22 protein-coding genes are annotated in these 24959 nt (G+C 65.0%); 7 read left to right on the forward strand and 15 right to left on the reverse strand.

Features of this window, described 5'->3' with window-relative positions:
• Window positions 1–32: 32 nt before the first annotated feature.
• The 4 genes from CI41S_RS40700 to CI41S_RS40715 form a co-directional block, all read right to left on the reverse strand.
• Window positions 33–827: an ABC transporter ATP-binding protein gene (locus CI41S_RS40700; RefSeq protein WP_139864580.1), complete on the reverse strand. Its 795-nt coding sequence runs from the start codon at window positions 825–827 to the stop codon at window positions 33–35.
• An 11-nt stretch (window positions 828–838) separates the two neighbouring features.
• On the reverse strand, window positions 839–1741 hold the full coding sequence (ntrB, locus tag CI41S_RS40705; protein ID WP_139864581.1) for a nitrate ABC transporter permease: 903 nt from the start codon (window positions 1739–1741) through the stop codon (window positions 839–841).
• A 58-nt stretch (window positions 1742–1799) separates the two neighbouring features.
• On the reverse strand, window positions 1800–3110 hold the full coding sequence (locus tag CI41S_RS40710; protein ID WP_139864582.1) for a CmpA/NrtA family ABC transporter substrate-binding protein: 1311 nt from the start codon (window positions 3108–3110) through the stop codon (window positions 1800–1802).
• A gap of 327 nt (window positions 3111–3437) precedes the next feature.
• Window positions 3438–4352, reverse strand: coding sequence for an intradiol ring-cleavage dioxygenase (locus CI41S_RS40715; RefSeq protein WP_139864583.1), 915 nt, complete (start codon window positions 4350–4352; stop codon window positions 3438–3440).
• Window positions 4353–4507: 155 nt separating this feature from the next.
• Here CI41S_RS40715 and CI41S_RS40720 point away from each other — a divergent pair, with 155 nt between their 5' ends.
• The 3 genes from CI41S_RS40720 to CI41S_RS40730 all read left to right on the forward strand — a co-directional run bounded on the left by CI41S_RS40720 (window position 4508) and on the right by CI41S_RS40730 (window position 9108).
• Entirely contained in the window at window positions 4508–5782 is a 1275-nt protein-coding gene (locus CI41S_RS40720) for a serine hydrolase domain-containing protein (protein WP_139864584.1), read from the forward strand.
• A gap of 381 nt (window positions 5783–6163) precedes the next feature.
• Window positions 6164–7672 (forward strand): sensor histidine kinase, encoded by a 1509-nt coding sequence (locus CI41S_RS40725; RefSeq protein ID WP_172628389.1) that lies wholly within the window; start codon window positions 6164–6166, stop codon window positions 7670–7672.
• Between the two features lie 116 nt (window positions 7673–7788).
• Window positions 7789–9108 (forward strand): dicarboxylate/amino acid:cation symporter, encoded by a 1320-nt coding sequence (locus CI41S_RS40730; protein ID WP_139481572.1) that lies wholly within the window; start codon window positions 7789–7791, stop codon window positions 9106–9108.
• Between the two features lie 65 nt (window positions 9109–9173).
• On the opposite strand, the gene CI41S_RS40735 is transcribed toward CI41S_RS40730, so the two are convergent.
• On the reverse strand, window positions 9174–9479 hold the full coding sequence (locus CI41S_RS40735; protein WP_139481573.1) for a hypothetical protein: 306 nt from the start codon (window positions 9477–9479) through the stop codon (window positions 9174–9176).
• Between the two features lie 572 nt (window positions 9480–10051).
• Between CI41S_RS40735 and CI41S_RS40740 the strand changes: the two genes are divergently transcribed.
• Both CI41S_RS40740 and CI41S_RS43970 read left to right on the forward strand, forming a co-directional pair.
• Window positions 10052–10447, forward strand: coding sequence for a helix-turn-helix domain-containing protein (locus CI41S_RS40740; RefSeq protein WP_094194089.1), 396 nt, complete (start codon window positions 10052–10054; stop codon window positions 10445–10447).
• A 412-nt stretch (window positions 10448–10859) separates the two neighbouring features.
• Entirely contained in the window at window positions 10860–11186 is a 327-nt protein-coding gene (locus tag CI41S_RS43970; protein ID WP_172626771.1) for a hypothetical protein, read from the forward strand.
• Between the two features lie 40 nt (window positions 11187–11226).
• Here the strand turns inward: CI41S_RS43970 and CI41S_RS40750 are convergent, their stop codons facing one another.
• The 8 genes from CI41S_RS40750 to CI41S_RS40785 form a co-directional block, all read right to left on the reverse strand.
• On the reverse strand, window positions 11227–12309 hold the full coding sequence (locus CI41S_RS40750) for an isocitrate/isopropylmalate dehydrogenase family protein (protein WP_139864586.1): 1083 nt from the start codon (window positions 12307–12309) through the stop codon (window positions 11227–11229).
• A gap of 112 nt (window positions 12310–12421) precedes the next feature.
• Window positions 12422–13492 carry an alcohol dehydrogenase gene (locus CI41S_RS40755; protein ID WP_139481576.1) on the reverse strand — a complete coding sequence of 357 codons (1071 nt, stop codon included), beginning with the start codon at window positions 13490–13492 and terminating at the stop codon, window positions 12422–12424.
• Between the two features lie 86 nt (window positions 13493–13578).
• Entirely contained in the window at window positions 13579–14547 is a 969-nt protein-coding gene (locus tag CI41S_RS40760) for an ABC transporter ATP-binding protein (RefSeq protein ID WP_139864587.1), read from the reverse strand.
• The gene (locus tag CI41S_RS40765) at window positions 14544–15530 is read right to left on the reverse strand and encodes an ABC transporter ATP-binding protein (RefSeq protein ID WP_139481578.1); all 987 of its coding nucleotides are present in this window, start codon (window positions 15528–15530) and stop codon (window positions 14544–14546) included. The genes CI41S_RS40760 and CI41S_RS40765 overlap by 4 nt, the downstream gene beginning before the upstream one ends.
• Window positions 15527–16396, reverse strand: coding sequence for an ABC transporter permease (locus CI41S_RS40770; protein WP_139864588.1), 870 nt, complete (start codon window positions 16394–16396; stop codon window positions 15527–15529). Before CI41S_RS40770 ends, CI41S_RS40765 begins: the two co-directional genes overlap by 4 nt.
• Window positions 16383–17333 carry an ABC transporter permease gene (locus tag CI41S_RS40775; protein WP_139864589.1) on the reverse strand — a complete coding sequence of 317 codons (951 nt, stop codon included), beginning with the start codon at window positions 17331–17333 and terminating at the stop codon, window positions 16383–16385. Before CI41S_RS40775 ends, CI41S_RS40770 begins: the two co-directional genes overlap by 14 nt.
• Before the next feature lie 6 nt (window positions 17334–17339).
• Window positions 17340–18878 carry an ABC transporter substrate-binding protein gene (locus CI41S_RS40780; RefSeq protein ID WP_139481581.1) on the reverse strand — a complete coding sequence of 513 codons (1539 nt, stop codon included), beginning with the start codon at window positions 18876–18878 and terminating at the stop codon, window positions 17340–17342.
• Between the two features lie 116 nt (window positions 18879–18994).
• Window positions 18995–20218 carry a CaiB/BaiF CoA transferase family protein gene (locus CI41S_RS40785; protein ID WP_139864590.1) on the reverse strand — a complete coding sequence of 408 codons (1224 nt, stop codon included), beginning with the start codon at window positions 20216–20218 and terminating at the stop codon, window positions 18995–18997.
• 161 nt (window positions 20219–20379) lie between these two features.
• On the opposite strand from CI41S_RS40785, the gene glgA reads away from it, so the two are divergent.
• Window positions 20380–21807: a glycogen synthase GlgA gene (gene glgA, locus CI41S_RS40790; RefSeq protein WP_139864749.1), complete on the forward strand. Its 1428-nt coding sequence runs from the start codon at window positions 20380–20382 to the stop codon at window positions 21805–21807.
• Between the two features lie 3 nt (window positions 21808–21810).
• Here the strand turns inward: glgA and CI41S_RS40795 are convergent, their stop codons facing one another.
• The gene (locus tag CI41S_RS40795) at window positions 21811–22980 is read right to left on the reverse strand and encodes a patatin-like phospholipase family protein (protein WP_139864591.1); all 1170 of its coding nucleotides are present in this window, start codon (window positions 22978–22980) and stop codon (window positions 21811–21813) included.
• A 206-nt stretch (window positions 22981–23186) separates the two neighbouring features.
• On the opposite strand from CI41S_RS40795, the gene CI41S_RS40800 reads away from it, so the two are divergent.
• Complete coding sequence (locus CI41S_RS40800; RefSeq protein WP_139864592.1) at window positions 23187–24083, forward strand: LysR family transcriptional regulator; 897 nt, start codon at window positions 23187–23189, stop codon at window positions 24081–24083.
• A gap of 105 nt (window positions 24084–24188) precedes the next feature.
• Here the strand turns inward: CI41S_RS40800 and CI41S_RS40805 are convergent, their stop codons facing one another.
• A complete protein-coding gene (locus CI41S_RS40805) occupies window positions 24189–24908 on the reverse strand; it encodes a peroxiredoxin-like family protein (protein ID WP_139864593.1) in 720 nt (239 codons plus the stop codon).
• Window positions 24909–24959: the final 51 nt, after the last annotated feature.

Consider the following 24959-nt stretch of genomic DNA (forward strand, 5'->3'; position numbering starts at 1 on the left):
TTCAGAGCGGCAACGCCGATGCCGAGATCACTTCAAGCCGCCTCGACAAAGCTGTGGCGCTCGTAGAGGAATTCGAGCACGCGCTGCCGGCATTTCAGGTAGGCGGGATTGGTCGCGAGCTCGAGGCGTTTGCGCGGGCGCGCCAGCGGCACCTCCAGCACCTCGCCGATCCGCGCGCTCGGCCCGTTGGTCATCATGACGATGCGGTCCGACAGCAGCACGGCCTCGTCGACGTCGTGGGTGATCATCAGGATGGTGTTGCCGAGCTTCTGGTGCAGCGCCATCACCGAATCCTGTAAGTGCGCCCGGGTCAGCGCATCGAGCGCGCCGAACGGCTCGTCGAGCAGCAGCACCTTCGGCTCCATCGCCAGCGCCCGGGCGATGCCGACGCGCTGCTTCATGCCGCCGGAAATCTCGCTGGGCCGCTTGTCCCTGGCGTGCGCCATCTGCACCAGGCTGAGATTGTGCATCACCCAGGCGTCGCGCTCGGCCCGGCTCTTGGTTTTGGCGAACACCTTGTCGACGCCGAGCCTGACATTCTCGTACACCGTGAGCCACGGCAGCAGGCTGTGGTTCTGGAACACCACGGCGCGATCCGGCCCCGGCGAATTGACCTCGCGATTCTCCAAGAGCACGCAGCCATTGGTGGTGCCGGTGAGGCCGGCGACGATGTTGAGCAAGGTCGACTTGCCGCAGCCGGAATGGCCGATGATCGAGACGTATTCGCCCTTCTCGATCGTCAGATTGATGTCCTTCAAGACCTCCGTCGTGGCGCTGCCGCGGGTAAAGGTCTTGTCGATGTGATCGAGCTTCAGATAGGCCTGCATGATCCCTCCCCTCAGTTCGCCGCGGTGCCGCGGGTCACGACCTTACCCAGTCCCGCGATCAGGCGGTCGAGCAAGAAGCCAATGATGCCGACATAGAACAGCGCCAGGATGATTTCGCTGATATGCGAGGAATTCCACGCATCCCAGATGAAGAAGCCGATGCCGACGCCGCCGATCAGCATCTCGGCGGCGACGATCGCAAGCCACGACAGGCCGATGCCGATGCGCAGGCCGGTGAAGATGTAGGGCGCGGCGGCCGGGATCATGATCTTGGTGAAGAACTCCAGCGGATTGAGCTGCACCACGGCGGCGACGTTGCGGTAGTCCTGCGGGATGTTGCGAATGCCGACAGCGGTGTTGATGATGATCGGCCACACCGAGGTGATGAAGATGACGAAGATCGCCGATGGCTGGCCGTCACGGAACGCGGCGAGCGACAGCGGCAGCCAGGCCAGCGGCGGGATGGTGCGCAACACCTGGAACAGCGGATCGAGCCCGCGCATCGCCCAGACCGACTGACCGACCAGCGTGCCGAGCGCGATGCCGGCGATCGCCGCCAGCGAATAGCCGTAGGCGACGCGCTGCAGGCTGGCGGACAGATGCCAGAACAGGCCCTTGTCGATGCCGCCATGGTCGAAGAACGGATCGAGGATCAGCTCCTTGGTGTCCTTGAACACCTTTGAGGGCGGCGGCAGGCTGGAGCCGGCGCGCCGGCAGATCAGCTCCCACACCACCAGCAAAAGCGCGACCACGATCAGCGGCGGCACCACGCGCACCGCCGCCTCCTTTGCCATCTTGGCGTAGGTCTCGGCGCGCGGGACGCGCTTCGGCGCAATGCTTACGACCGGCGCCGCTGACGGGGTTTGCGGAATCGCGACCGGGGTAATTTCGGTCTTCATGGCAGGCATCGACATCGAAAATAAATCTCCATAATCAAAAGACGGGCCGCGCCGCGCGGCCAACATGGCCAAATCAGACGTCAACGCGCTTGATGGAGAGCGACTTCAGGTAGGCCGCCGGATTCTCCGGATCGAACACCTTGCCGTCGAAGAAGGTCTCCTTGCCGCGCGAGGTCGAGGTCGGAATGTCCGACACGCCGAGCTCCTTGGCGGCTTCCTTCCAGAGGTCCTCGCGGTTGACCTTGGCGATCAGCGCCTTGGTGTCGAAGCCTGGCTCGTACTTGCCCCAGCGGATGTCCTCGGTGAGGAACCAGAGGTCGTGGCTCTGATAGGGATAAGACGCGTTGTCCTGCCAGAACCGCATCTGCTGCGGCGAGTTCTCGACGACGCGGCCGGTGCCGTAGTCGAACTTGCCCTTCATGCGGTCGGTGATGTCCTCCACCGGACAGTTGATCCACTGCCGCTTGGCGCAGATCACGGCGGTCTCCTCGCGGTTTTCCGCCTTCTCGCACCACTGCTGCGCTTCCATCACGGCCATCAGCAGCGCCTTCGCGGCCTTCGGGTTCTTGTCGACCCAGGCGGCGCGCAGGCCGAACGATTTCTCCGGGTGCTTGTCCCAGAGCTCGCCGGTGGTGATCGCGGTGTAGCCGATGTCCTGATGGATGAGTTGCAGATTCCACGGCTCGCAGACGCAGAAGCAATCCATGGTGCCGACCTTCATGTTGGCGACCATCTGCGGCGGCGGCACCACGATGGTTTCGATGTCCTTGTCGGGATCGATGCCGCCGGCCGCGAGCCAGTAGCGGATCCAGAGATCATGGGTGCCGCCGGGGAAGGTCATCGCGGCCTTCACCGCCTTGCCGGAGGCCTTCTTCTTCTCCAGCGCCGCCTTGAACGGCGTGGTGTCGATGCCGACCTTGAGATCGGCATATTCCTTGGCGACCGAGATGCACTGGCCGTTCAGATTGAGCCGCGCCAGGATGTACATCGGCGTCGGCTGATTGTTCTGCGTCACCTTGCCGGACGAGATCAGATACGGCATCGGGGTCAGGATATGCGCGCCGTCGATGCCGTTGCCTTCGGAGCCGAGCACGAGGTTGTCGCGCGTGGTGCCCCACGAGGCCTGCTTCTGCACCTCGACATCAGGCATGCCGTATTTGGCGAAGATGCCCTTTTCCTTGGCGACGAACAGCGGCGAGGCGTCGGTGAGTGCGATGAAGCCGAGCTTGGCGCCCTTCACTTCCGGACCCGCGCCTTGTGCGAACGCGCCGGCGGGAAAGTTCAGCTTCGCGGCGGCGAGCAGCGCCGCGGTGCCGCTGGCGGCCTTGAGGAGTTGGCGACGGCTCGGTCCGCGGCCTGAACGAGGGTCGTTGCGCTTGGTCATGGGCAGTGTCGTCCTTCTGCATCTGTGCTGAGGCTGGGGCCGTCCGTCAGGCGTCGCCGCTGTCGCGCATGAGGGCGCGTTCCGGGGTGGCCCCGGGTGCGGCAGACACAATTCGGATCATTGGTCACAAGGGACGGCGTCGATGGCGTCGACGACTAACTATTCAAACCGCGTGCCAAATCGCTGCATCGCAAAAAAGCAATGCAAGAGAATGAGATGCGAAGGATGTCGCAGGACGCAGCCGCCCTGCCGCGCGCATCCAAATATGGCGCAGCGCTCAATTCTTGTGCGACGCACAAGAATTGAGCAGGCACGTACAACGAGTGATCAGGCGTGCTCGGGGACCTTGGTGCCGAGCGGCGCGGGCGCCATGCCGCCGCCCGGCTTGACGCGAAATTCGTAGGTCATCAGGTGCCAGACACCGTCCGATCGCTTGCCGTCCGGCATCGTGGCATCGCTGCGCTTCTCGACCTTGGCGATCAGGTCGTTCTTCACGCCGAACACGACGTCGGAGTCGATGTACTTGTCGCCATCGATGAAGACATGGGTGATCAGCGGCTCATAGCCCTCGGCATTGACCAGGAAGTGCACATGCGCGGGACGCATCGGGTGGCGGTTGGTCTGGGTGATCATCTGGCCGACCGGACCGTCGGTCGGGATCGGATAGCTGCACGGCAGGATGGTGCGGAAGGTGAAGCGGCCGTCGGCATCGGTGATGAAGCGCGCGCGTGACGACGGGCCTTCGGTGGCGTAGCTCGGCTTCTGCGAGTCGTAGTGGCCGTCGGTATCGGCATGCCAGACATCGACTGGCACGCCGGCCAGCGGCTTGCCGGCGAGATCGGTGACCCGGCTCTGCACGAACATGCGCTCGCCGGGCAGGCTCGCCGAAATGTCGGTGCCGTGCGGCGTCACCTTGTGCTCGCCGACATAGAACGGGCCGAGCACGGTGGTCTCGGTGGCGCCGTCGCGATCCCTGTGGTTGACCGCATCGACCAGCATCGAGACGCCGAGCACGTCGGAGAGCAGGATGAATTCCTGGCGGATGTCGGTGCACTTCTGCCCGGTGCGGGTCAGGAAACCGATCGCGTAGTCCCACTCCTCGAAAGTGAGATCGGTTTTCCGCACATAATCGTGCAGCGACTTCACCAGTTCCTGCAGCAGGAACTTGGCCCGCGGATCGGGCGTCTGGTCAAAGCTCTTGATGACGGCGGCGGTGAGCTCGGTGTCGTTGAACTGGGTCATCTCTGGCGTTTCCCTTGCTAGTTCCTTGCAGCCGCGACGGGCGCAGTTGCGGGCGGGAGCGTATACCAGCGGCGGTTTGCCGGTAAGCCGGGGCCGATTGCTGCGGCGGACACTTTTCGGCTATCAAGACGGCCCTGCAGCCGGAGAAATGCCTGATGCTAGCCCCCACCCCTGCCTCGCCCGAATCCGCGGGCATGTCGACGCCAGCGCTCAATCGCCTCGAAGCGCATCTGAAGGCCCGCTACATCGATGCCGGCCGCTTTCCCGGGACGCAGCTCTTGATCTATCGCCGCGGCAAGATCGTGCATTCCACCGTGCAGGGCTTTGCCGATCTCGAGCGCAAGGTGCCGGTCAAGGACGACACCATCTACCGCATCTATTCGATGACCAAGCCGATTACGTCGGTCGCCTTCATGATGCTGGTCGAGGAAGGCCGCGTCGCGATCGACGAGCCGGTCGCAAAATACATTCCGGAATGGAAAAACCTCGGCGTGTTCCTCGCCGGCAACGCGCCCGCCTTCCTGACCCGCTCGCCGAGCCGGCCGATGCTGATCGTCGACCTCTTGCGCCACACCTCGGGCCTCACCTACGGCTTCCAGCAGCGCTCCAACGTCGACGCCGCCTATCGCGAGCACAAGATCGGCGAGGTCGAAAAGGCCGGCTCGCTCGACAGCATGATCGAGGGCCTCGCCAAGATCCCGCTGGAGTTCTCACCGGGCGAGGCCTGGAATTACTCGGTCGCCACCGACGTGCTCGGCTATCTGGTCGGCAAGATCTCCGGCATGCCGTTCGAGCAGTTTTTGAAGGAGCGTATCTTCAAGCCGCTCGGCATGAACGATACCGATTTCTTCGTGCCGGCCGACAAGGCGCACCGCTTCGCCGCCTGCTATTCCGCCGACCCGCAGGGCGGCTTCAACCCGCTCGCCGCCGAGCGCAAGGGCACGCTGACCCTGCAGGACGATCCGACCACCAGTTCGTTCCTGTCGCCACCCTCGCTGGTCTCCGGCGGCGGCGGGCTGTGCTCGACCGCGGCCGACTACCTCACCTTCTGCCGGGCGCTGCTCAATGGCGGCGAGCTCGGCGGCGTGCGGCTGCTCGGTCCGAAGACGCTTAAGCTGATGACCTCCAATCACCTGCCCGGCGGCGTCGACCTGCCGGCGATGTCGCGCTCGCTGTTCAGCGAGGCCGCCTATAACGGCATCGGCTTCGGCCTCGGATTTGCCGTCACCATGCACCCGTCGCAGACCCTGATCGCCGGCAGCCCGGGGGAATTCAACTGGGGCGGCGCAGCGACCACGTCGTTCTTCATCGACCCGGCCGAGGAGCTGATCACGATCTTCATGACCCAGGTGCTGCCGTCGAGCGCCTATCCGCTCCGGCGCGAGCTGCGGACCATGGTCTACGCCGCGATCACCGAGAGCAACCTCTAAAGGGGGCGCCATTCGGCGGCGCACCCGGCAGGGCGCGCAGCCAAACCAGCGAAAACAACCCCATGCAAAGTAGCCGGCGGGCCCGGCGGGCGACATGGCCACTGCAGGCGACATGGCCACTTGACACGTCGGGCAAGTCACCGGTATTCTTCCATTATTCCGAAACCGCGCAAGCACCCGGGGCTCACGCAGATGGCAGTTGCCGACGTCTGCAACTGCCCTTTCCACATCGTCATGGCCGGTCCATAGGACGTGGCCGATAGCCAAATGCTATAACCCTGCCCCGGGGGCGCGCCGCGGGATTTTTCGGCCCGATATCCTTGGCGGATTTTTCCGCTTCCCCTAAGCTCGCACCATATTGGGCATCGAGCCGGGGACTTCGTGCCAAAACTGACATTGCCAGTCCGTCTCGCGCTGCTGGTCGCGGGAACGATGTTGCCGCTGATCATTTTCGCGGTCGGCATCGTCGTCTACAACTACCAACAGGATCGCCAGGACGCCACGCAGCGCGTGCTCGAGACCGCGCGCAGCATCCGCCTGCTGCTCGATGCGGAGATGCAGCGCATGACCGGCGCCCTGCAGGTGCTGGCGCTGACCAACTCGTTGCGCAACAGCGATTTCGACAGTTTCCGCCGCACCGCGTTCGGCTTCCTCGACCAGTACGGCAAGGACGGCGTGGTGCTGGTGGCCGACCGCCAGGGACGCCAGCTGTTCTCCTCGCTGACGCTGGACACCTCGACCCTGCCGCCGCGCAGCAACCTCGGGATCGTCGAGCGGGTGTTCACGACCAAGCTGCCGGTCTACTCCAACCTGTACTTCGGCGCGGTGAAGCAGCGCCAAATCATCACCGTCGAGGTGCCGGTGCTACGCGACGGCGACGTGATCTACGACATCTCCTTCAGCCCGCCGCTCGAGGTCTTCCAGGCCATGATCGAGAAGCAGCGCCTGAGCCAGGACTGGACCATCTCGATCTTCGACGGCGACGGCATCAACCTGGCGCGCGTCCCCAATCCGCAGGCGACCATCGGCCAGCGCGCCTCGCCATCGCTTTATGTCGAAATGTTCCGCGGCGGCGAAGCGACGCTGCCGACCGTGTCGCTGGAAGGCGTCCCGCTGATCACCGGCTTCACGCGATCGCGCATCACCGGCTGGACCGTCGCCGCGGGGATCGCCGAGGGATCGCTGATTGCGCCGCTGTGGCGCTCGCTGGCGATCACCAGCGTGATCGGCGGCGTCCTGCTGCTGGTCGGGCTCGGCTTCGCGCTGCGGATGGCGACCACGATCGCGCGCGCCGATGCGCTGCACGACCTGCTGATCGAGGAGCTCAACCATCGCGTCAAGAACACGCTGGCGATCCTGCAGTCGATCACGACGCAGACCTTCCGCAACGCAGGCCGCGCCGAGCGCGAGACCTTCGAGGGACGGCTCGGCGCGCTGGCCGAGGCGCACAACCTGCTCAGCATGGCGAAATGGCAGGGCTCCGACCTGCAGGACGTGGTCGGCCGCGTGCTGCAGCCCTATCTGCTCAACAAGCCGGAGCGGATCAGGGTGTCCGGGCCGCGGGTGCCGCTGTCGCCGCGGCTTGCCGTGGTGCTGTCGATGATCGTGCACGAGATCGCGACCAATGCCGCCAAATACGGCGCGCTCTCCAACGACACCGGCACGGTGACGCTGGACTGGGTGGTCCGCGGCAACGAGCCGGGCCGGGCGCTGCGGATGATCTGGGCCGAGGCCGGCGGGCCCGAGGTCGTGGTGCCGGTACAGCGCGGCTTCGGCTCCCGCCTGATCGAGCGCAGCGCCCGCGACCAGCTCGGCGGCGAGGCCACGGTCGATTTTCGGCCCGACGGCGTCGTCTACACGATGACCTGCGCGCTCGACGGCGAGGAATGACCGGCACGGCCCGGCCGCCGTCCCCGCGACATTTTGGCACGCAAGTTGCTAAGGTTGCTTAAGGTGATGCCGGGCTCGTTGCAGGGCTCGGACTGGCAGAAAATGAGGGGGCAGTCATGTCGACTATCGCAGCGGAAGCCATCGCGATCCGCAAGCCGCTTTACACGTCGCTGTTCGTTCAGGTGCTGGTTGCGCTCCTGCTCGGCATCGTCATCGGCATGGCAGCACCGGATTTCGCGGTCGGGCTGAAGATCTTCAGCGACGCCTTCCTGAAGCTGATCTCGATGATCGTGGCGCCGATCGTGTTCTGCGTCGTGGTGCACGGCATCGCCGGCGCCGGCGACCTCAAGAAGGTCGGGCGGGTCGGCGTCAAGGCGCTGCTCTATTTCGAGGCGATGACGACAGTCGCGCTGGTGGTCGGCCTCGTGCTCGCCTACCTGTTCGGGCCCGGCCACGGCATGAACATCGACGCCTCGACGCTGGATCCCAAGGCGCTCGGCAACTATGCCAGCAACGCGCAGAAGCTGAAAGGCGAAGGCATCGGCAGCTTCCTGCTCAACATCATCCCGACCACCTCGTTCGACGCGCTGTCGCGCAACGACGTGCTGCAGGTGCTGTTCTTCGCCATCATCTTCGGCGTCAGCCTGGCGCTGGTCGGCGGCGAGAAGGGCGAGAAGGTCACCTCGTTCATCGACGCGGTTTCGACCGTGCTGTTCCGCGCCATGGGCCTGATCGTGCGCATCGCGCCGATCGGCGTGCTCGGCGCGGTCGCCTACACGGTCGGCAAATACGGCGTCGGCTCGCTGAAGCAACTGCTGTCGCTGGTCGCGCTGTTCTACATCTCGGTCGCAATCTTCGTGCTCGGCGTGCTCGGCACCGTGATGGCGCTGGCCGGCGTCAACATCCTCAAGTTTCTCGGCTACCTGCGCGAGGAGCTGATGATCGTGGTCGCGACCGCGTCATCCGACGCGGTGCTGCCGCAGGTGATGCGCAAGCTGGAACGCTTCGGCGTCAAGGACTCGGTGGTGGGCCTGGTAATTCCGACCGGCTATTCCTTCAACCTCGACGCCTTCTCGATCTATCTGACGCTGGCGGTCGTGTTCATCGCGCAGGCCACCAACACGCCGCTGTCGTTCGGCGATCTGCTGCTGGTGCTCGGCGTCTCCCTGATCACCTCGAAGGGCGCCCATGGCGTACCGGGCTCGGCGATCGTGATCCTGGCGGCAACGCTGAATGCAGTGCCGAGCATCCCAGCGATCGGCCTCGTGCTGGTGCTGTCGGTCGACTGGTTCATCGGCATGGCGCGCGCGGTCGGCAATTTGATCGGCAACTGCGTCGCCACCGTCGTGGTCGCGGCATGGGAGGGCGATCTCGATCGCGAGCAGGCGCGACGCGTGCTCGACGGCACCGATGCAGTGGATGTCACGGCCGGATGATGCGCCCGGCAACGTGCACATAGCGCGCGCTCCGCGATGCGGAACGCCTGGCGACGATCAACGACCTATTTGACGAGCTTGAGGTAGGGCGGAAATCGCCTGACCGCCGGTCGTGGCTCGTCGGACGCCATCATGTCACACAATGCTTTCAACTCGGAATCCGTCACCTTGTGCAATTCCATCCGAAGCTCGAGGATGGCAAGGGACAACAACCGCGCCGTCTCAGCGTTGGCCCGGTCAAGCAGAACGGCCTCGCACTCTTCCAGAGTCGCCAGCAGCGACCGCAACCGTTCTTCCGTATTTGCGACGGGCATATCTTCCACTCCCGAAGCCGCGAGCTGTAATCGAGGCGTACCCCTCTTTCGCTTCATTGGCCTCTCCCGCCAAAGGTCGCCCATTTGTGGCGGGCGCATGGCTGCTCCGGATGATCCCTATCTTTTGTGTAATTGTCCAGCAACATTCCGAAAGCCTGACTTGGACTTATCTCAAACTTTTATCCGATACCGCCGCCCCGGCCCCGCCACATGCCCCGGACCCGCGCGACCTCAAGGTGCAGCTAGCAGGGGTTGCATCTCCGCCGAGACGCTCCTAAAATGATCATCGCCCGTACAAATACGGGCAAAGTGCCTAGTGCCGCCGGTAAGCATGCGGGCAAAATCTGTGACGATCAAACTCGCGCTAGTTGTGGTTCGGTCAATATTTTGCCAAATGTAGAGGGCGGGGTGTCGAGAGACACCTTGGCACGATCGACTCCAGGTAGTCGGGCGTGTCGGTAAAAAGGGTGCTTCCAATGCGCATGTGCGTTTGGATACCATCCCGCGATCTTCTTGGATCTTGCTAGTTCGACGAACTGACGATCCACACGAGCTTAACGCGGTACATCATGGACGTGTCCCTGACCCAGCCGGGCCAGGGATTCCCGATTGAAGGACGGGTCACAAGAATGAACAGATCAGCAGCAAAGAAGATGAAACAGCGCAGTGCCGGCAAACCGGACATTGAGTTGGGCAAGCGAATTCGCCTGCGCCGTGTCGAGCAGAAGATTTCGCAGGCCGAGCTGGGCGACAAGCTCGGCGTCAGCTTCCAGCAGGTGCAGAAGTATGAGAAGGGCGTCAACCGCGTCGGCGCCGCCCGTCTTCAGCAGATCGCATCCGCACTCGATGTGCCGGTGACCTTCTTCTACGACGGCGACAACAAGGCGCGCGAGGTCGAAAGCCTGCTGTTCCTCGACAGCGCTTTCAGCCTGCGGTTGCTGCGCGCCTACAGCAAGATCAAGGACCAGACCGTGCAACGTCAGCTGGTGTCCTTGATGGAATCGATCGCCGCCAACGAAGACTGAGCGGTATCGCCGTTCAGGTCGCGCCGCCGCGGACGCGACCGACTAGCCCGAACGGATCGGCCGCGAGGCCGGTTGCTGTGACACATCCGCCGGTCGGGCCGGGACCATATCAAAGCGCTGCCATCGGCGATGGTGGCGCTTTTTTCTTTGCCGATGCAGATGCCGCGCGTGTGGACCGCGCGCTGATCGCGCACCGCGCGCAAGCCGGCGCGACACCTTGCCATTCTGTCGCGCGGCCAATCGTCGCCCGAATGTGCGGCGACCTCAGAACTCCGCATTTGCCGCGTTGAAGCAGCGTCCGCAAACCAAGTGCGCTGGACCAGTCTGCAGGATCATCTGCAAGCCTCGTCTTTTTGTCGCAGCAACCCGGCGACCGCATGGACGTTTTCAAGCTTCAACCAAGGAGAACTCAATGAACATCAAGCTTGCTGTGATTGGACTGGCCGCGCTCGGAAGCGCAGCCCTGATGTCCGGCGCCGCGTCCGCGATGCCGAACGGGCTGCCGCAGGCCAGCCACATCGCAGGCGAAGCGTCCAATGTCGGCCAGGTGCGCCAGGTCTGCGACCGCTGGGGCCGCTGCTATTGGCAGCCGGGCGGTTACGGCTACGGGCCGCGCCATCATGGCTGGCATCATCGCCCGCATTTCCACCATCGCCACCATCACCACGGGCATCGCCATCACGGCGGACACCACGGCGGTGGACATCACGGCGGGCACCATGGCGGACACCGACGCTAACTTTCAGCGAGGGGGCTTCGGCCCCCTCGTCCTTGTCAGGCTAAAGTGCCGCCAGCACCGCCTTGGCGACGTCGGCGGTGCCGTTGCTGCCGCCGAACTCCATCGGCCGGATGCCGCCGGCATAGGCCTTGTCGACCGCACGCTCGATCCGTTCAGCGGCCTCAGTCGCGCTCTCGATGCCGTGCTTGTCGGCAAGCCAGTCCAGCATCATCGCCGCCGAGAGGATCATCGCGGTCGGGTTGGCCTTGCCCTGCCCCATAATGTCGGGCGCGGTGCCGTGACACGGCTGGAACACGGCGTGACGATCGCCGATATCGGCCGACGGCGCCATGCCCATGCCGCCGATAAGGCCGGCGGTGAGGTCTGACAGGATGTCGCCGAACATGTTCTCCATCACCATGACGTCGAAATCCCAGGGCCGCTTCACCAGCAGCGCCGAGCAGGCGTCGACATAGAGGCGGTCGGTCTTGACGTCGGGATGGCGTTTGGCGGCATCGTCGAACATGTCGCGGAAGAACGCAAATGCCTTGAACACATTCGCCTTGTCGACGCAGGTCAGCCCGCCGCCAACGCGGCCGCGCGCCTTGCGCCGCTCGGCGAGGCGGAAGGAGAATTCGAACAGCCGCTCCGAGGTCTTGCGCGTGATCACCAGGGTCTCGCGCGCCTCGCTCTCGGTGACGACGCCCTTGCCCATCGAGGCGAACAGGCCTTCGGTGGATTCCCTGATCACGACGAGGTCGATACCCTTCTGATCGGCGCCGACGATCGGGCTCGGCACGCCGGGGATTAGCCGCGCCGGACGCACGCCGGCATAGAGATCGAAATGAAAGCGCAGCTCGACCTGCGGCATGATCTCGGTGTTATCGGGGTAGCGCACCGACGGCAGGCCGCAGGCCCCGAGCAGGATCGCGTCCGCTTCCTCGCACAGCCGTACCGTGGAGTCGGGCATCGACTTGCCGGTCTCCTTGTAGTTGTTGGCGCCGGCCGGCGCCTCGGTAAAGCGGAAGCTGAGGCCGGTCGAGGCCTCGATCTTGCGCAGCACTTCGAGCGCCGGCGCCATCACCTCCGGTCCGATGCCGTCGCCACCGAGCACGGCGATGTGGAATGCGTTGTTGGCGGACATGGGAGGCTCCTTCGGAAGACGAACTAGACTGTCATTCCGGGGCGATGCGAAGCATCGAACCCGGAATCTCGAGATTCCGGGTTCGCTTCGCGCCCCGGAATGACGATGTGAACTACGGCGTCAGCACGGCACGGCCGACCAGCTGGCCCTTTTGCAGATTGGTCAGCGCCTCGTTGGCCTTGGCGAGCGGCATCGGCGTCACCGGGATCGCCGGGATCTTCTTGGTGCGGACGAGGTCGAGCAGTTCCTGCGTCTCGCGCAAATTGCCGACATAGCTGCCCTGAATGGTCACCGCCTTGATCGGGATCAGCGGCAGCGCCCAGGTCGCGCCGCCGCCGAACAGGCCGACGATCACGAGCTTGCCGCCCTTGGTCAGGCAATCGAAGCCGAGCTGCGAGGTCTGGGCGTTGCCGACCAGGTCGATCGCGGCGCGGATCGGCTGGCCGGCCTTCTTCATCAGCTGTTCCAGCGCATCGGGCGCCTTGCCGTCGACGGTCGCGAGCGCACCGGCAGCTTCCGCCGCCTCGCGCTTCCTGGCATCGATGTCGACCACGATGGCGCCCTTGCCGCCCATCGCCTTCAACAGCGACAGCGCCATCAGGCCGAGGCCGCCGGCGCCGAAGATTACGATCGGGGTGTCCAGATCCTTCTCGACCTTCTTCAGCGCGCTGTAGGTGGTGACGCCCGAGCAGGCGTAGGGCGCGGCGGTGACGGGATCGAGCCCCTTCAGGTTGAGCAGATATTTCGGATGCGGCACCGTCATGTGATCGGCATAGCCGCCGTCACAATAGACGCCGAGCGCATTCGGCTTGATCGCGCACATGTTCTCGTCGCCGCCGAGGCAGGTCGGGCACTTGCCGCAGCCGAGCCAGGGATAGGCCAGCGCGACGTCGCCGACCTTGAGGTCGCCCTTGTCGGCGTCCTTGACGTCCGGCCCGAACGCGACGACCTCGCCGACCGTCTCGTGACCCATCGTGCGCGGCAGCGAGACGCCGCGATCCTTCAGCGACAGCGGCTTGCGGCCATGGCCGAGATCATAGCCGCCCTCCCAGATATGCAGGTCGGAGTGACAAACGCCGGCCGCCTTGACCTTGATCAGCACCTGGGTGCCCGACGGTTGCGGCGTCGGCTGATCGACTTCCTTCAGCGGCGCATTGAAATCGACGACCTGAAAGCTCTTCATCGCTGTTCTCCCGGTAGCTTTGTTCTTGCGGCGGACCTTGCCACGCCCGTCCCTTGAGGACAAACGCAGTATTGGTCACCCCTTATTCAGACCAGCGGATGATGGCAAGCCGCGAACTGGCCGGGCGCGACGATGCGCAGTTCCGGAACCTCGCTGGCGCAGCGCGCATCGGCCCGCGGGCAGCGGGTACGGAAGCGGCAGCCCGAGGGCGGCGCGATCGGCGACGGCGGTTCGCCGACCGGAATGCTCTGGGTCGGGCGGACATCCGGATCGGGCACCGGGATCGCCTCGATCAGCAGCGCGGTATAGGGATGCGCCGGGCGCGCGAACAGCTGCTCGGACGGCCCGACCTCGCAGAGCCGGCCGAGATACATCACCGCGACGCGGTCGCTGACCGCCTTCACCACCGCGAGATCGTGGGCGATGAACAGCAGCGTCAGGCCGTAACGCGTCTTCATCTCTTCCAAGAGGTTGAGGATCTGGGCGCGGATCGAGACGTCGAGCGCGGAGACCGGCTCGTCGCAGATGATGAACTCCGGATTGAGCACCAGCGCGCGCGCAATGCAGATGCGCTGGCACTGCCCGCCGGAGAACTCGTGCGGCAGTCGCCCGCTCACCAGCGCCGGATCGAGGCCGACCGCCGCCAGCACGTCGCTGACGCGGCGCCGGCGCTCCTCGGGATCCCTGACGCCCGAGATCACCAGCGGCTCGGCGACGATGTCGCCGATCCGCCGCCGCGGATTGAGCGAGGCGATCGGGTCCTGGAAGATCAGCTGCACGCGCTGGCGCATCCGGCGCAAGCTGTCGCCGTGCATGACGGTGAGATCGTGGCCGTCGAACAGCACCTTGCCGGAGACCGCCTGGCGCAATTGCAGCACGGCGCGGCCGAGAGTCGACTTGCCGCAGCCGGATTCACCGACCAGGCCCAGCGTCTCGCCGCGCGCGATCTCGAGGCTGACGTCGGACACCGCATGAATGACCTTGCCGCCGACCGCATATTCGACGACGAGGTTTTCCACCTTCAGCAGCGGATCGGATGCGGCCTGCAGCATCATGGGCGTGCTCCCGCGGCGATCGGGTGGAAGCAGGCGAAGAGATGCTGCGACGTCTCGGCGGGGCTGAGCGACGGTTTCTCCCTGTTGCAGCGCTCGACGGCATAGCGGCAGCGCGGGGAGAACGAGCAGCCCTTCAGCGGCCGGGTCGGATCCGGCGGACGTCCCGAAATCGCCGGCAGCGGCGTATGCGGCGCGGCGTCGAGCTTCGGCAAGGCGGCCAGCAGCGCCTCGGTGTAGGGCATCCGCATCTGTTTGAACAGCGAAGGCGTCGGCGCGCGCTCGACGATACGCCCGGCATACATCACCGCGACCTCGTCGGTGCGGCCGGCGACGACGCCGAGATCGTGGGTGATGATGATCATCGCCATGTGGCGGCGCTGCTGCTCGCGCGCCAACAGATCGAGGATCTGGGCCTGGATCGTGACGTCGAGCGCCGTGGTCGGCTCGTCCGCGATCAAAAGCTTCGGCTCGCAGGACAGCGCCACCGCGATCGCCACCCGCTGGCGCATGCCGCCGGAGAGCTGGTGCGGATATTGCGCCAGCCGCTGCTCGGGCGCGGGAATGCCGACCGCCGCCAGCAGCTCGATGCTCCGCTGCCTGGCCTGCGCCAGGTCGAGCTCGAGATGCTCCTGAATGGTCTCGATCAGCTGGGTGCCGATGGTCAGCACCGGATTGAGCGAGGTCATCGGATCCTGGAACACGACCGCGAGCGAGCGGCCGCGCAGCTTGCGCAACTTCTCTGCCGAGAGGTTCGGCAGATCCTGGCCGTCGAACATCACCCGTCCCGACAGCTTTGCCTTCTTCGGCAGCAGCTGCAGGATCGCCCGCGATAGCATGGTCTTGCCGCAGCCGGACTCGCCGACGATGCCGAGCGTCTTGCCGGCGCCGACCACGAGATCGACCTGGTCGACCGCCCGCAGATTGCCGCGCGGCGTCGGCAAATCGACCACCGCATTCTCGACCGAGAGCAGCGCGCCGTTCATAGCGCGCCCTGCTTCGGGTCGGTCAGCGCCCGCGCGGTGTCGCCGATCAGGTTGAACGAGAGCACGGTCAGGAACATCGCGATCGCCGGAATGAAGGCGAGCCGCGGCGCGACGTCGAGGCTTTCCCGCCCCTCCCCGATCATGCTGCCCCAACTCGAGATCGGCGGCGGCACGCCGAGGCCGAGGAACGACAGCGCGCCCTCGACCACGATGGTGACGGCGACCGCCAGCAGGAAGAAGGCGAGCAGCGGCAGCAGCACGTTCGGCAACAGCTCGCGCAGCAGGATGCGGCTGTGGGTGGCGCCGAGCGCCTGCGCCGCGATGACAAATTCGCGCCGCGCCAGCGACAGCGTCGCGGCGCGCGCCACCCGCATGAAGGCGGGGATGCCGAGCACGCCGAGGATGCAGGTCAGGTTGAAGATCGACTGGCCGAGATAGGCGGTCACCGCCAGCGCCAGGATCAGCGGCGGGAACGCCAGCAGCACGTCCATGCTGCCGACCACGAACGACTCGAAGCGGCCGCGGAAATAGCCGGCAAGCATGCCGAGCGCGCCGCCGAAGACGAGCCCGATCACCGGCGCGCAGAGCCCGACAATCAGCGAGATCCGCGCGCCGTAGATCAGCCGGGACAGTTCGTCGCGGCCGAGGCCGTCAGTGCCGAGCCAGTGCTCGGCCGAGAATGGCGCGCGCCGCTCCAGCATGTCCATGTCGGTCGGGCTCGGCAGCGGCAGCACGTCGGCCAGGATCGCGACCGCGAACACCAGGGTCATCCAGCCGATCGCCAGCCAGAACAGCGTGCCGAGCCAGCGGCCGCGCCGCACCGGCTCCGTGCTGGTCTCGTCGAGGCTGAGTTCAAGCGTGGCCATGGCGGATCCTCGGATCGAGCACGGCGTAGAGCATGTCGACGATGAAGTTCATGATCACGAAGCCGGCCGCGACCAGCAGCACCACGCCCTGCAGGATGATGAGGTCGCGGGTATAGATCGCGCTGACCAGGAGACGGCCGATCCCCGGCAGCGCGAAGATCGTCTCCACGATCACCGCGCCGCCGATCAGCCGGCCGATATTGATGCCGGTGATGGTGACCAGCGTCAGCGACGACGGTTTCAGCGCATGCACGAACAGGATGCGCGACGGCTTTAGGCCCTTCGCCTTGGCGAGTGCGATGTAGTCCTCCTGCAGCGCCGCGATCATGTCCGAGCGCAGCACGCGCATGATGCCGGGCCACTCCGCCAGCGCCAGGGTCAGCGCCGGCAGCACCATGAAGCGCAGATTGGCGAGCGGATCCTCGCTGAACGGCACGTAGCCGGTCGCCGGCAGCCAGCCGAGCCCGACCGCGAACAAATAGATCAAGAGGATCGCGGACAGGAAGCTCGGCACCGAGAGCATGCCGAACGCCGAGCCGGTCATGAAGCGGTCGAAGGCGCTGCCGGCCTTCGCCGCGCAGGCGATCGCCAGCGGCACGCCGATCGCAAGCCCGATCAATTCGGCCAGGACCATCAGTTCGAAGGAAACAGGCACGCGCTCGCCGACCGCCTGCAGCACGGTCTGCCCGGTGCGGAACGAGCGGCCGAAATCGCCCTGCAGGATGTGCCAGAGCCAGCCGAAATAGCGCTGCCAGATCGGCAGGTCGAGCCCCATGTCATGGCGCAGCGCCGCGACGTTCTCCGGCGTCGCCTGGTCGCCGAGGATCACGTAAGCGAGATCGCCCGGCAGCAGCGAGGCGATCACGAAGGTCAGCACGGAGACGGCGATCAGCACCGGCACCAGATACAGGAGCCTCCGCGCAACGAAGAACAGCATGCAGCGCTATTCCTTCCAGGCAGTCGAGACGTCGAGCACCCCATTGAACATTTTCGGCAGGCCCTTCACCTTCGCGCTCGAGATCGCGTAGTAGGTGTTCTGGAAGGTCCAGAACCAGATCGCCTGCTTGTTGATCAGGCGGCTGATCGCACAATAATCTTCGGTGCGCTGGCCGACATCGGCGGTGGAGCGCGCGTGCTCGAGCAGCCGGTCGAGTTCCGGATCGGAATAATTGGCAAGCGCGACCGGGCTGCCGGTGTGGAAGTTGGCGTACATCTGCGGATCGGGATCGGCGAGATCGACGATGCGCCACGGCGTCATCTGGAACTGGCGCATGAACGCGCGCGGCACGATGGTGGCCTGGTCGACCTGCTCGATCTCCATGTTGATGCCGGCGCGCTTCCAGAGCTGCTGCAGCACCTGGCCGACGGTGCGGCCGCGCGGCGTCGCCGTGACCAGCATCTTGAACTCGACCGGCTTGCCGTAATCCTTGACCAGCGCCTTGGCCTTCTCGAGGTCGAACGGCAGCGCGCCGTCGTCCTTGCACTTGACCCAGGAGCCGTCGCCATACGGGTTCGACGCCGGCCGGCTCAGGCCGCTGCTGACCGCCTGCGACATCTTCGGCCGGTCGAGCGCCATCACCACCGCCTGCCGCACCCGGATGTCGTCGAACGGCGGGTTCTTGGTGTTGACGGCATACACCGCCGCGCCCGAGCCCTTGTAGGTGTGCACGGTGAGCTTGGAGTCCTTCTGCGCCTTCAGGATATTGTCGGCGTCGGCCTCGTCGTCCCAGACGATGTCGGCCTCGCCCGATTGCAGCGAGGCGAAGCGCGACTGCGCGTCCGGCAGTGGCTTCAGGATGATGCGGTCGAGATAGGGCTTGCCCTTGTCCCAATAGTCCGGGTTCTTCTCCAGCACCATGCGGTCGCCGGCGGTCCAGGATTTCAGGATGTAGGGACCGGTGCCGACCGGATTGCGGTTGTAGTCGTCGCCCTTGGTCTTCCAGGCGGTCGGCGATTGCATCACGTTGTTGGAACTTTGAATGGACTGCGTCGCCGGAAAATTCACCGCCGGGTCACTAAAATTGTAGACGACGGTGAGATCGTCGGTGGTCTGCACGCTGATGATGTTCGAGATGTAGAAGGCGCAGCGGCACTTGTTGGCGGGATCCTTCTGGCGGTCGAAGTTTTCCTTCACCGCCTGTGCATTGAACGGCGTGCCGTCGTGGAATTTGACGCCCGGCCTGAGCTTGAAGGTCCAGGTCTTGTAGTCGTCGGAATGCGACCACGATACCGCGAGCTTGGGCACCGGCTCGCCCTTGTCGTTGAGGGTGGCGAGCGTGTCGAAGATCGCGGCTGCAGCCGTGTTGGCCGAGGTGTCGTAGACGCCGACCTTGAGCGGATCGAACCCCGGAATATCCAGTTCCTGGCCGACGGTCAGCGAGCCGCCCGACTTCTGCGCGCTGGCGGGTGCTGCGACCGCAGCAGCAAATCCCGCGACAAGAAATAAACGCGCAAACGCGTGCGCGCGACCGACCGGCTTCATCCGTGCTCCCTCCCGAGATGCGCCACGTCCGGTGTTCCGGATCGTTGTGATGGAGCATAACATTGTCCGGAATCGCCGCGCGCGGCAAGGCCATAACGCGGATGAAAAGCCGCGGGTTAGCCACGCACCGATTTTTGCGGTTGCGCCGCCAAAGCTGCGATCTCGTCCTCGGAGAGGCCGACCTCCTGCAGATAGGCGCGTGTGTGCTCGCCGAGCGTCGACATGCGTTTGCCTGCGGCGACCGCCGCACCCGACATGCGGAACGGCAGGTTGAGCACCTTGAAGGCGCCGCCGCCATCCTCGACCTCGGCCAGCGCGCCGCGATGGGCGAGTTGTGGATCGGCCAACGCCTCGCTCACGGTGCGATAGGCCGAGGACGGCACACCGAATTCGTTAAGCGCGTCCAGACAGGCGCGCGTGCTCACCGTGCGCGACCACGCCTCCACGCCGTCCATCAGGCTGGTCCAGTTCTCCCGGCGATCGGAATATTTGGCAAAGCGCGGATCGGACACCCATTCCGGACGGCCGATCACCTGCATCAGGTTTTGAAAGGTCTTCTCGCTGGCGATCGCCACCATCACGTAACCGTCGGAAGTCTGGATCGGCCCGAAGGTCGGGCGCTGGCTCGGCCTCACCTCGAATTGCGACCACTGCACCTCGTTCAAGGTCAGGCTCAGCATCGATTCCAGCATCGAAACGTCGATGTGCTGGCCCTTGCCGGTGACGCTGCGCTGATAGAGCGCCGCCGAGACCGCGCCGAAGGCATAGGTGCCGGTCAAGACGTCGGCGTGGTAGATGCCGCAATGATCCGGCCGGGTGCGGCCGCGCTGATAGGCGAGATGCGCCATCTCGTAACCGGAGGCGGCATGGATCACCGGCGCATAGGCCGGCAGCTCCGCCGACGGGCCGCTCTGGCCGTAGCCCGAGATCGAGCAGTAGATCACCTTCGGATTGATGCCGCTGACCGAGGCGTAGTCGAGCTGCAGCCGCCGCATCACGCCGGGACGGAAATTCTCCACCAGCACGTCGGCGGTCGCGATCAGGCGGCGGATCGCCTCGCCGCCGGCCGGCGACTTCAGGTCGAGCACCAGGCTCTGCTTGCCGACATTGAGCTGGCCGAACGCGGTCGAGCAGTTGTTGCGCAGCGGCGGCCGGGTCCGCATCGTCTCGCCCTCGGCGGGCTCGATCTTGATCACCTCCGCGCCCATGTCGGCGAGCATGCGGGTGCAATGAGGGCCGGCGATCGTGGTCGAAAAATCCAGCACGCGAAGGCCGGAGAAGCTCCGTGTCAAATTCCCCTCATCGTTGCCGGCTATTGTCGTTGCCAAGGCACCCTCCATCGCGCGGTCTTCTTTGATTGCGCGTGACACTAAAGTGAGCCGTGCGGACAGGAAAGCGTCTCGTCCAGACCGGGCCAGCGGGCCGTCTTGCATTTTACTCAACAGCAAACTGGACCCGATCTTGCATAGCCCTTGATGGGGCTGGAACGAGGGCGCGCTTGTTGAAGGTCTTGTTCGTCACGACGGAGATCGACGATTTCGTCCGCGTCGGCGGGCTCGCCGCCGTTTCCGCGGCACTGCCGCGGGCGCTGCGTCCGTGGAGCGATGTCAGGATCATGCTTCCCGGCTACCGGGACGTGGTCGAACAGTTCACTTCCATTGAAATCGTCGGGCAATGCGCCGCACGCGCCGAGATGCCGGCCTGCACGCTGGGGCGCGCATCGACCAAAGACGGGCTGCCGGTCTATGTGCTGCTGTGCCCGGCCCTCTACGACCGGCCAGGCAATCCCTATGGCGACGCGTGCGGCCGCGACTGGCCGGACAACGACATCCGCTTCGGCCGCTTCGCCTCGGCCGCTGCCGAACTTGCAGCCGGCATGCTGGACAAGAACTGGGCAGCCGACCTCGTGCACGCCAATGACTGGCAGGCGGCGCTCACACCGGCTTACCTCGCGTGGCGGGGTCTGCGGATTCCCTCGATCCTGACCATCCACAACCTCGCCTATCAGGGCCTGTTTCCGAAGGAGGCGCTGCGGCGGATCGGCGCACCGGAAAGCTCATTCCACATCGACGGGCTGGAATTCTACGACAAGGTTTCCTTCCTCAAGGGCGGCCTGGTCTACGCCTCGCACCTGACCACGGTGAGCGCGACCTACGCCAGGGAGATCACGACCGCCGAGCTCGGCTGCGGACTGGAGGGCCTGCTGCGGATCCGCTCCGACGCCAACGAGCTCACCGGGATCCTGAACGGCATCGACGAGAGCTGGGACCCGCGCACCTGCGCGCAGCTGGCAAAGCCATTCGCCCCCGGCGACTGGAAGGGCAAGCAGGCCAATGCCGATTACGTCCGCCGGCAGTTCGGGCTTGCGGTCTCGCGCGGGCCGATCTTCGGCCTGGTCGCCCGCCTCGTGCACCAGAAGGGCGTCGACCTCGTGCTGTCGGCGGCCGATGAGATCGTCCGGGACGGCGGACAGATCGTGGTCACCGGCAGCGGCGAGCCCGCATTCGAGGATGCGCTGGTGGCCGCGCACCGGCGGCGGCCGGATGCGATCGGCGTCATCATCGGCTTCAACGATGCGCAGGCGCGCCGGATCTTTGCCGGCAGCGACTTCACTCTGATGCCGTCGCGCTTCGAGCCCTGCGGGCTGAGCCAGATGTACGCTCAGCGCTTCGGCTCGCTGCCGATCGGCCACCAGACCGGCGGCCTCGCCGAGACCATCACCGACGGGGAGACAGGCTTTTTGTTTCCGCAGCCGTCGGCGGAATCGCTCCTCGGCGGCATCCGGCGTGCCTTCGACGCCTATCACGCCAAGGACCGCCTCAACGCGATGCGCACCAGCGCCATGGCCAAGTCGTACAGCTGGGACCTCTCCGCCGCCTGCTACGGCGCGCTCTACAGGAAGCTGGTCATGCCATCGATGGCGGCGTGAGATTCATTCCGCAGCTTCTGCCAGCAATACGTTCGACTGCTGCTCGTGCAGGATCACGCCCGATAGCGGATCGAACTCGCCGATCCAGGGCTTGCGCTGCAGCACAGCTCGGGTGTGGACGTAACCGGCTTCCCAGCGCTTCATAATCCCGACCGGGCTGAAGTCGATATCCTTGGTGTGAGTTTCATGATCGAGCTGGGGAGCCAGCAATCGCACGATATGCATCCGGGTCGGACAGCCGTAGCTCATGAGCTCGCGCACCGCCTCGCTGGTCCGCTCCGCTTCCGGCAGCCGCGCCGCGAGCTGGTTGATGACATGGCGAAGCCGATGCGCCTGCTGCTGGCGCGCGATGTGACTGGCAATTCGGCTGGAATACTGCACGTCCTTGTGACGGTTCAGAACCTCCGCCATCGTCGTCGGCTCGGCGCCGGCCGGATTCCACAGATGCACCGCAAAAATCAGGGAATTCTTGCGCGGATTGTCGTCGAACACGGCCTCGGTCGGCGTATTCGATAATATTCCGCCGTCCCAATAGAGCTCACCGTCGATGCGGATGGCGGGAAAGGCAGGCGGTAGCGCGCCCGACGCCATGAGATGGCGCACATCGAGCTTGCAGTTGCGGCTGTCGAAATAGCGCATCTCGCTGCTGCGGACGTGTGCGGCGCCGACCGTTAGTCGGGGCGAGCATTGATTGACGAGCTCGAAATCCACGAGGTCAGTCAGCGTTCGCTCCAGCGGCGCCGTCGCGTAATAGCCGGCATTATCCGCACCGAGCGGATAGTCGTTGCCGGCATGCGCGAGCGGATTCGGCCGGAAGAACCCGGGAATTCCGTGCGTCACGGTCGACCAGTAGGACAGCTTCTCATTGAAGCCGGGAAAGATGTCGCGAAAGCTCCACACCGGGTTCTGCTCGACCTTCTTCCAGAACTCGCGCAGCCGGGACAGCCGGTTCTGCGGCGAATTGCCGGCGATCAGACCAGCGTTGATCGCGCCGATCGAAGTGCCGATGATCCAGTCCGGCTCGATGCCGGCCTCGTGCAGCGCCTGGTACACGCCGGCCTGGTAGGCGCCGAGCGCGCCACCACCCTGCAGCACAAGCACGACCTGCCCCGGATGGGGCAGCTCCGCGGAGGTCAACCTGCGCGATGAAAAGCCGTCTTGAGCATGGGTCATGTCATACTCCCTGTGCCTGCCCTGCTCGCAGAGCGTCGCGAGCCGACCGTCCTTGAAGTTCGCCTCCCCGCAATCTGCCCGCCGCGCGCAGCAGGCGGAAATGCCGTTTGGCTTCCGAAGCCATGCACGGCCGCTATCGCGGTTCTGCTGTCCCGGACGAGGCTTTCGGGCTAGCTTTGCGCACAGGCAGACAGGGCAGCACCGTCATGGAGATGCATCAGGTCAGGTATTTCCTCGCAGTCACGCGGCTGTTGAACTTCACGCGCGCCGCCGACGAATGCAACGTGACGCAGCCGTCCCTGACACGCGCGATCAAGCAGTTGGAGGCCGAGCTCGGCGGCGACCTGTTCCGGCGCGAGCGCCCGGCCGCGCAACTGACCGAACTCGGTCAACACATGTTGCCCCTGCTGCAGCAATGCTACGACGCGGCTTCCGGTGCGCGGGTGCTGGCCTCTTCCTTCAAGAGCGGAGAGATCGGCGCACTGCGGATCGCGCTCAGCCACGCGATCGACCTTTCGCTGTTGACGCCGCATCTCGACCAGATCAAGCGGCAGTTCAACCGGTTGGAATTCCACTTCCTTCGCGGCAATAGCGCCGAGGTCGCAAAATATCTGAAGAGCGGCGAGGCCGAGCTTGGCATTGCCGCCGAGCTCGGCGCCGATTGGGACCGACTCGACATCTGGCCATTGTTCACCGAGGATTTCGACCTTGTCACGAGCAAGCGACATCCTTTGGCTGCCCGCGACCGCGTCGCCTTCGACGACCTTCGGAATGAGCAGATGCTGTCACGAAGCTACTGCGAACATTGCGAGCATGTCGGCAGATCCCTGCGCGAGCACGGCGTCGCCATCGACCGCCGCCACGAAATCTCCTCCGAGCGTGACCTGATCCAATTGCTTGAGGCGGATATCGGTATCGCCGTCATCCCGCAGACGTCGATGATCCCCGAAACACTGAAGCGCCTGGCCGTCCACGGCCTGGACTCGCGAAGGACGGTGCATCTCTACGGCGTCGCCGGACGCCAACGCACCGCGGTCGCTTCCGCCGTGATGCGAATGCTGCGCGGCACCGACTGGCAGCAATTCCTGAACCGGAATGTCTGACGGTTAGAGCCTTTCCCGTTCCGATGGAATCGGAACGGGTCTCTAGATTCTTGTTTTGACGCGTTTTCTTCACGCGAACCGGTATCGACTTCGCTCGAAAACGCTCTAGACAGGCTTTTCGCCCGCAGTTTTCACCGCGGCGATCAGGTCGTCGATTTCCATTCGCTTGCGGAAATCCGGATCGACGAAGCGGGCCTTCACCCGCCCGTCGCGTCCGACGACGAAGACCGCGGGGATCGGCAGTATCCAGGCCTCATTGCCGTGGAAGCCCGATATGTCCAGATAGGACAGCAGCTGCTGGATCTCTGCGCCGAGCCAGATCGCAAGGTTGAGCGACAACGCGTAGCCATTGTCGAGATCGGTCAGCACCGGAAACGGCGCGGCCGATTCGAGTTTGAATTGCGCGGCGTATTTCTGGGTTTCCGGCATGATCGCAACGATCCGCCCGCCGAGCGTCTCCAGCAGCCCCTGCGCCTTGACGACCGCGCTGACGTTCAAGCGGCAGTATGGGCACCAATGCCCACGATAGAACATCACGACCACCGGCCCGCCGGCGATGAGTGCCTGCAAGCTGACCAGCGAACCGGTCTCGTCCGGCAGCAGGAACGGAGGCATGAGGTCTCCAGGCATTGGCGCATTCTCGCCGCCTCCGTTCTTCTTGAGGCGTGTCACGAGGCGATCGACCGCTTCGCTGTAGGCCGGAAACACATCACGGCTTGTCGCGGCATAGGCCGACAGGCGCTCGTCGAGCGTGCCGTCCATTTCGCGGCAACTCAGGAACGCCTGTCTCAGGCGATCGGCGTCGGCGGGCGACAGTTGCGTCATTCCAGGCTCCTACCGAGGCGGTGGTGGCAATCTTATTTTCGGCTGCGTGCC

Origin of the sequence: Bradyrhizobium ivorense (genome assembly GCF_900696085.1) — a bacterium.
Lineage (GTDB): Bacteria > Pseudomonadota > Alphaproteobacteria > Rhizobiales > Xanthobacteraceae > Bradyrhizobium > Bradyrhizobium ivorense.

Coding starts and splice junctions, on each gene's coding strand:
- CI41S_RS40755 (WP_139481576.1), bottom strand. CDS start 13,492: ATGAAGAGCTTTCAGGTCGTCGATTTCAATGCGCCGCTGAAGGAAGTC.
- CI41S_RS40775 (WP_139864589.1), bottom strand. CDS start 17,333: ATGCTGTTCTTCGTTGCGCGGAGGCTCCTGTATCTGGTGCCGGTGCTG.
- CI41S_RS40735 (WP_139481573.1), bottom strand. CDS start 9,479: ATGAAGCGAAAGAGGGGTACGCCTCGATTACAGCTCGCGGCTTCGGGA.
- CI41S_RS40740 (WP_094194089.1), top strand. CDS start 10,052: ATGAACAGATCAGCAGCAAAGAAGATGAAACAGCGCAGTGCCGGCAAA.
- CI41S_RS40785 (WP_139864590.1), bottom strand. CDS start 20,218: ATGGAGGGTGCCTTGGCAACGACAATAGCCGGCAACGATGAGGGGAAT.
- CI41S_RS40795 (WP_139864591.1), bottom strand. CDS start 22,980: ATGACCCATGCTCAAGACGGCTTTTCATCGCGCAGGTTGACCTCCGCG.
- CI41S_RS40720 (WP_139864584.1), top strand. CDS start 4,508: ATGCTAGCCCCCACCCCTGCCTCGCCCGAATCCGCGGGCATGTCGACG.
- CI41S_RS40805 (WP_139864593.1), bottom strand. CDS start 24,908: ATGACGCAACTGTCGCCCGCCGACGCCGATCGCCTGAGACAGGCGTTC.
- CI41S_RS40710 (WP_139864582.1), bottom strand. CDS start 3,110: ATGACCAAGCGCAACGACCCTCGTTCAGGCCGCGGACCGAGCCGTCGC.
- CI41S_RS40770 (WP_139864588.1), bottom strand. CDS start 16,396: ATGGCCACGCTTGAACTCAGCCTCGACGAGACCAGCACGGAGCCGGTG.
- CI41S_RS40750 (WP_139864586.1), bottom strand. CDS start 12,309: ATGTCCGCCAACAACGCATTCCACATCGCCGTGCTCGGTGGCGACGGC.
- CI41S_RS40765 (WP_139481578.1), bottom strand. CDS start 15,530: ATGAACGGCGCGCTGCTCTCGGTCGAGAATGCGGTGGTCGATTTGCCG.
- CI41S_RS40715 (WP_139864583.1), bottom strand. CDS start 4,352: ATGACCCAGTTCAACGACACCGAGCTCACCGCCGCCGTCATCAAGAGC.
- ntrB (WP_139864581.1), bottom strand. CDS start 1,741: ATGTCGATGCCTGCCATGAAGACCGAAATTACCCCGGTCGCGATTCCG.
- CI41S_RS40800 (WP_139864592.1), top strand. CDS start 23,187: ATGGAGATGCATCAGGTCAGGTATTTCCTCGCAGTCACGCGGCTGTTG.
- CI41S_RS43970 (WP_172626771.1), top strand. CDS start 10,860: ATGAACATCAAGCTTGCTGTGATTGGACTGGCCGCGCTCGGAAGCGCA.
- CI41S_RS40700 (WP_139864580.1), bottom strand. CDS start 827: ATGCAGGCCTATCTGAAGCTCGATCACATCGACAAGACCTTTACCCGC.
- CI41S_RS40760 (WP_139864587.1), bottom strand. CDS start 14,547: ATGATGCTGCAGGCCGCATCCGATCCGCTGCTGAAGGTGGAAAACCTC.
- CI41S_RS40730 (WP_139481572.1), top strand. CDS start 7,789: ATGTCGACTATCGCAGCGGAAGCCATCGCGATCCGCAAGCCGCTTTAC.
- CI41S_RS40780 (WP_139481581.1), bottom strand. CDS start 18,878: ATGAAGCCGGTCGGTCGCGCGCACGCGTTTGCGCGTTTATTTCTTGTC.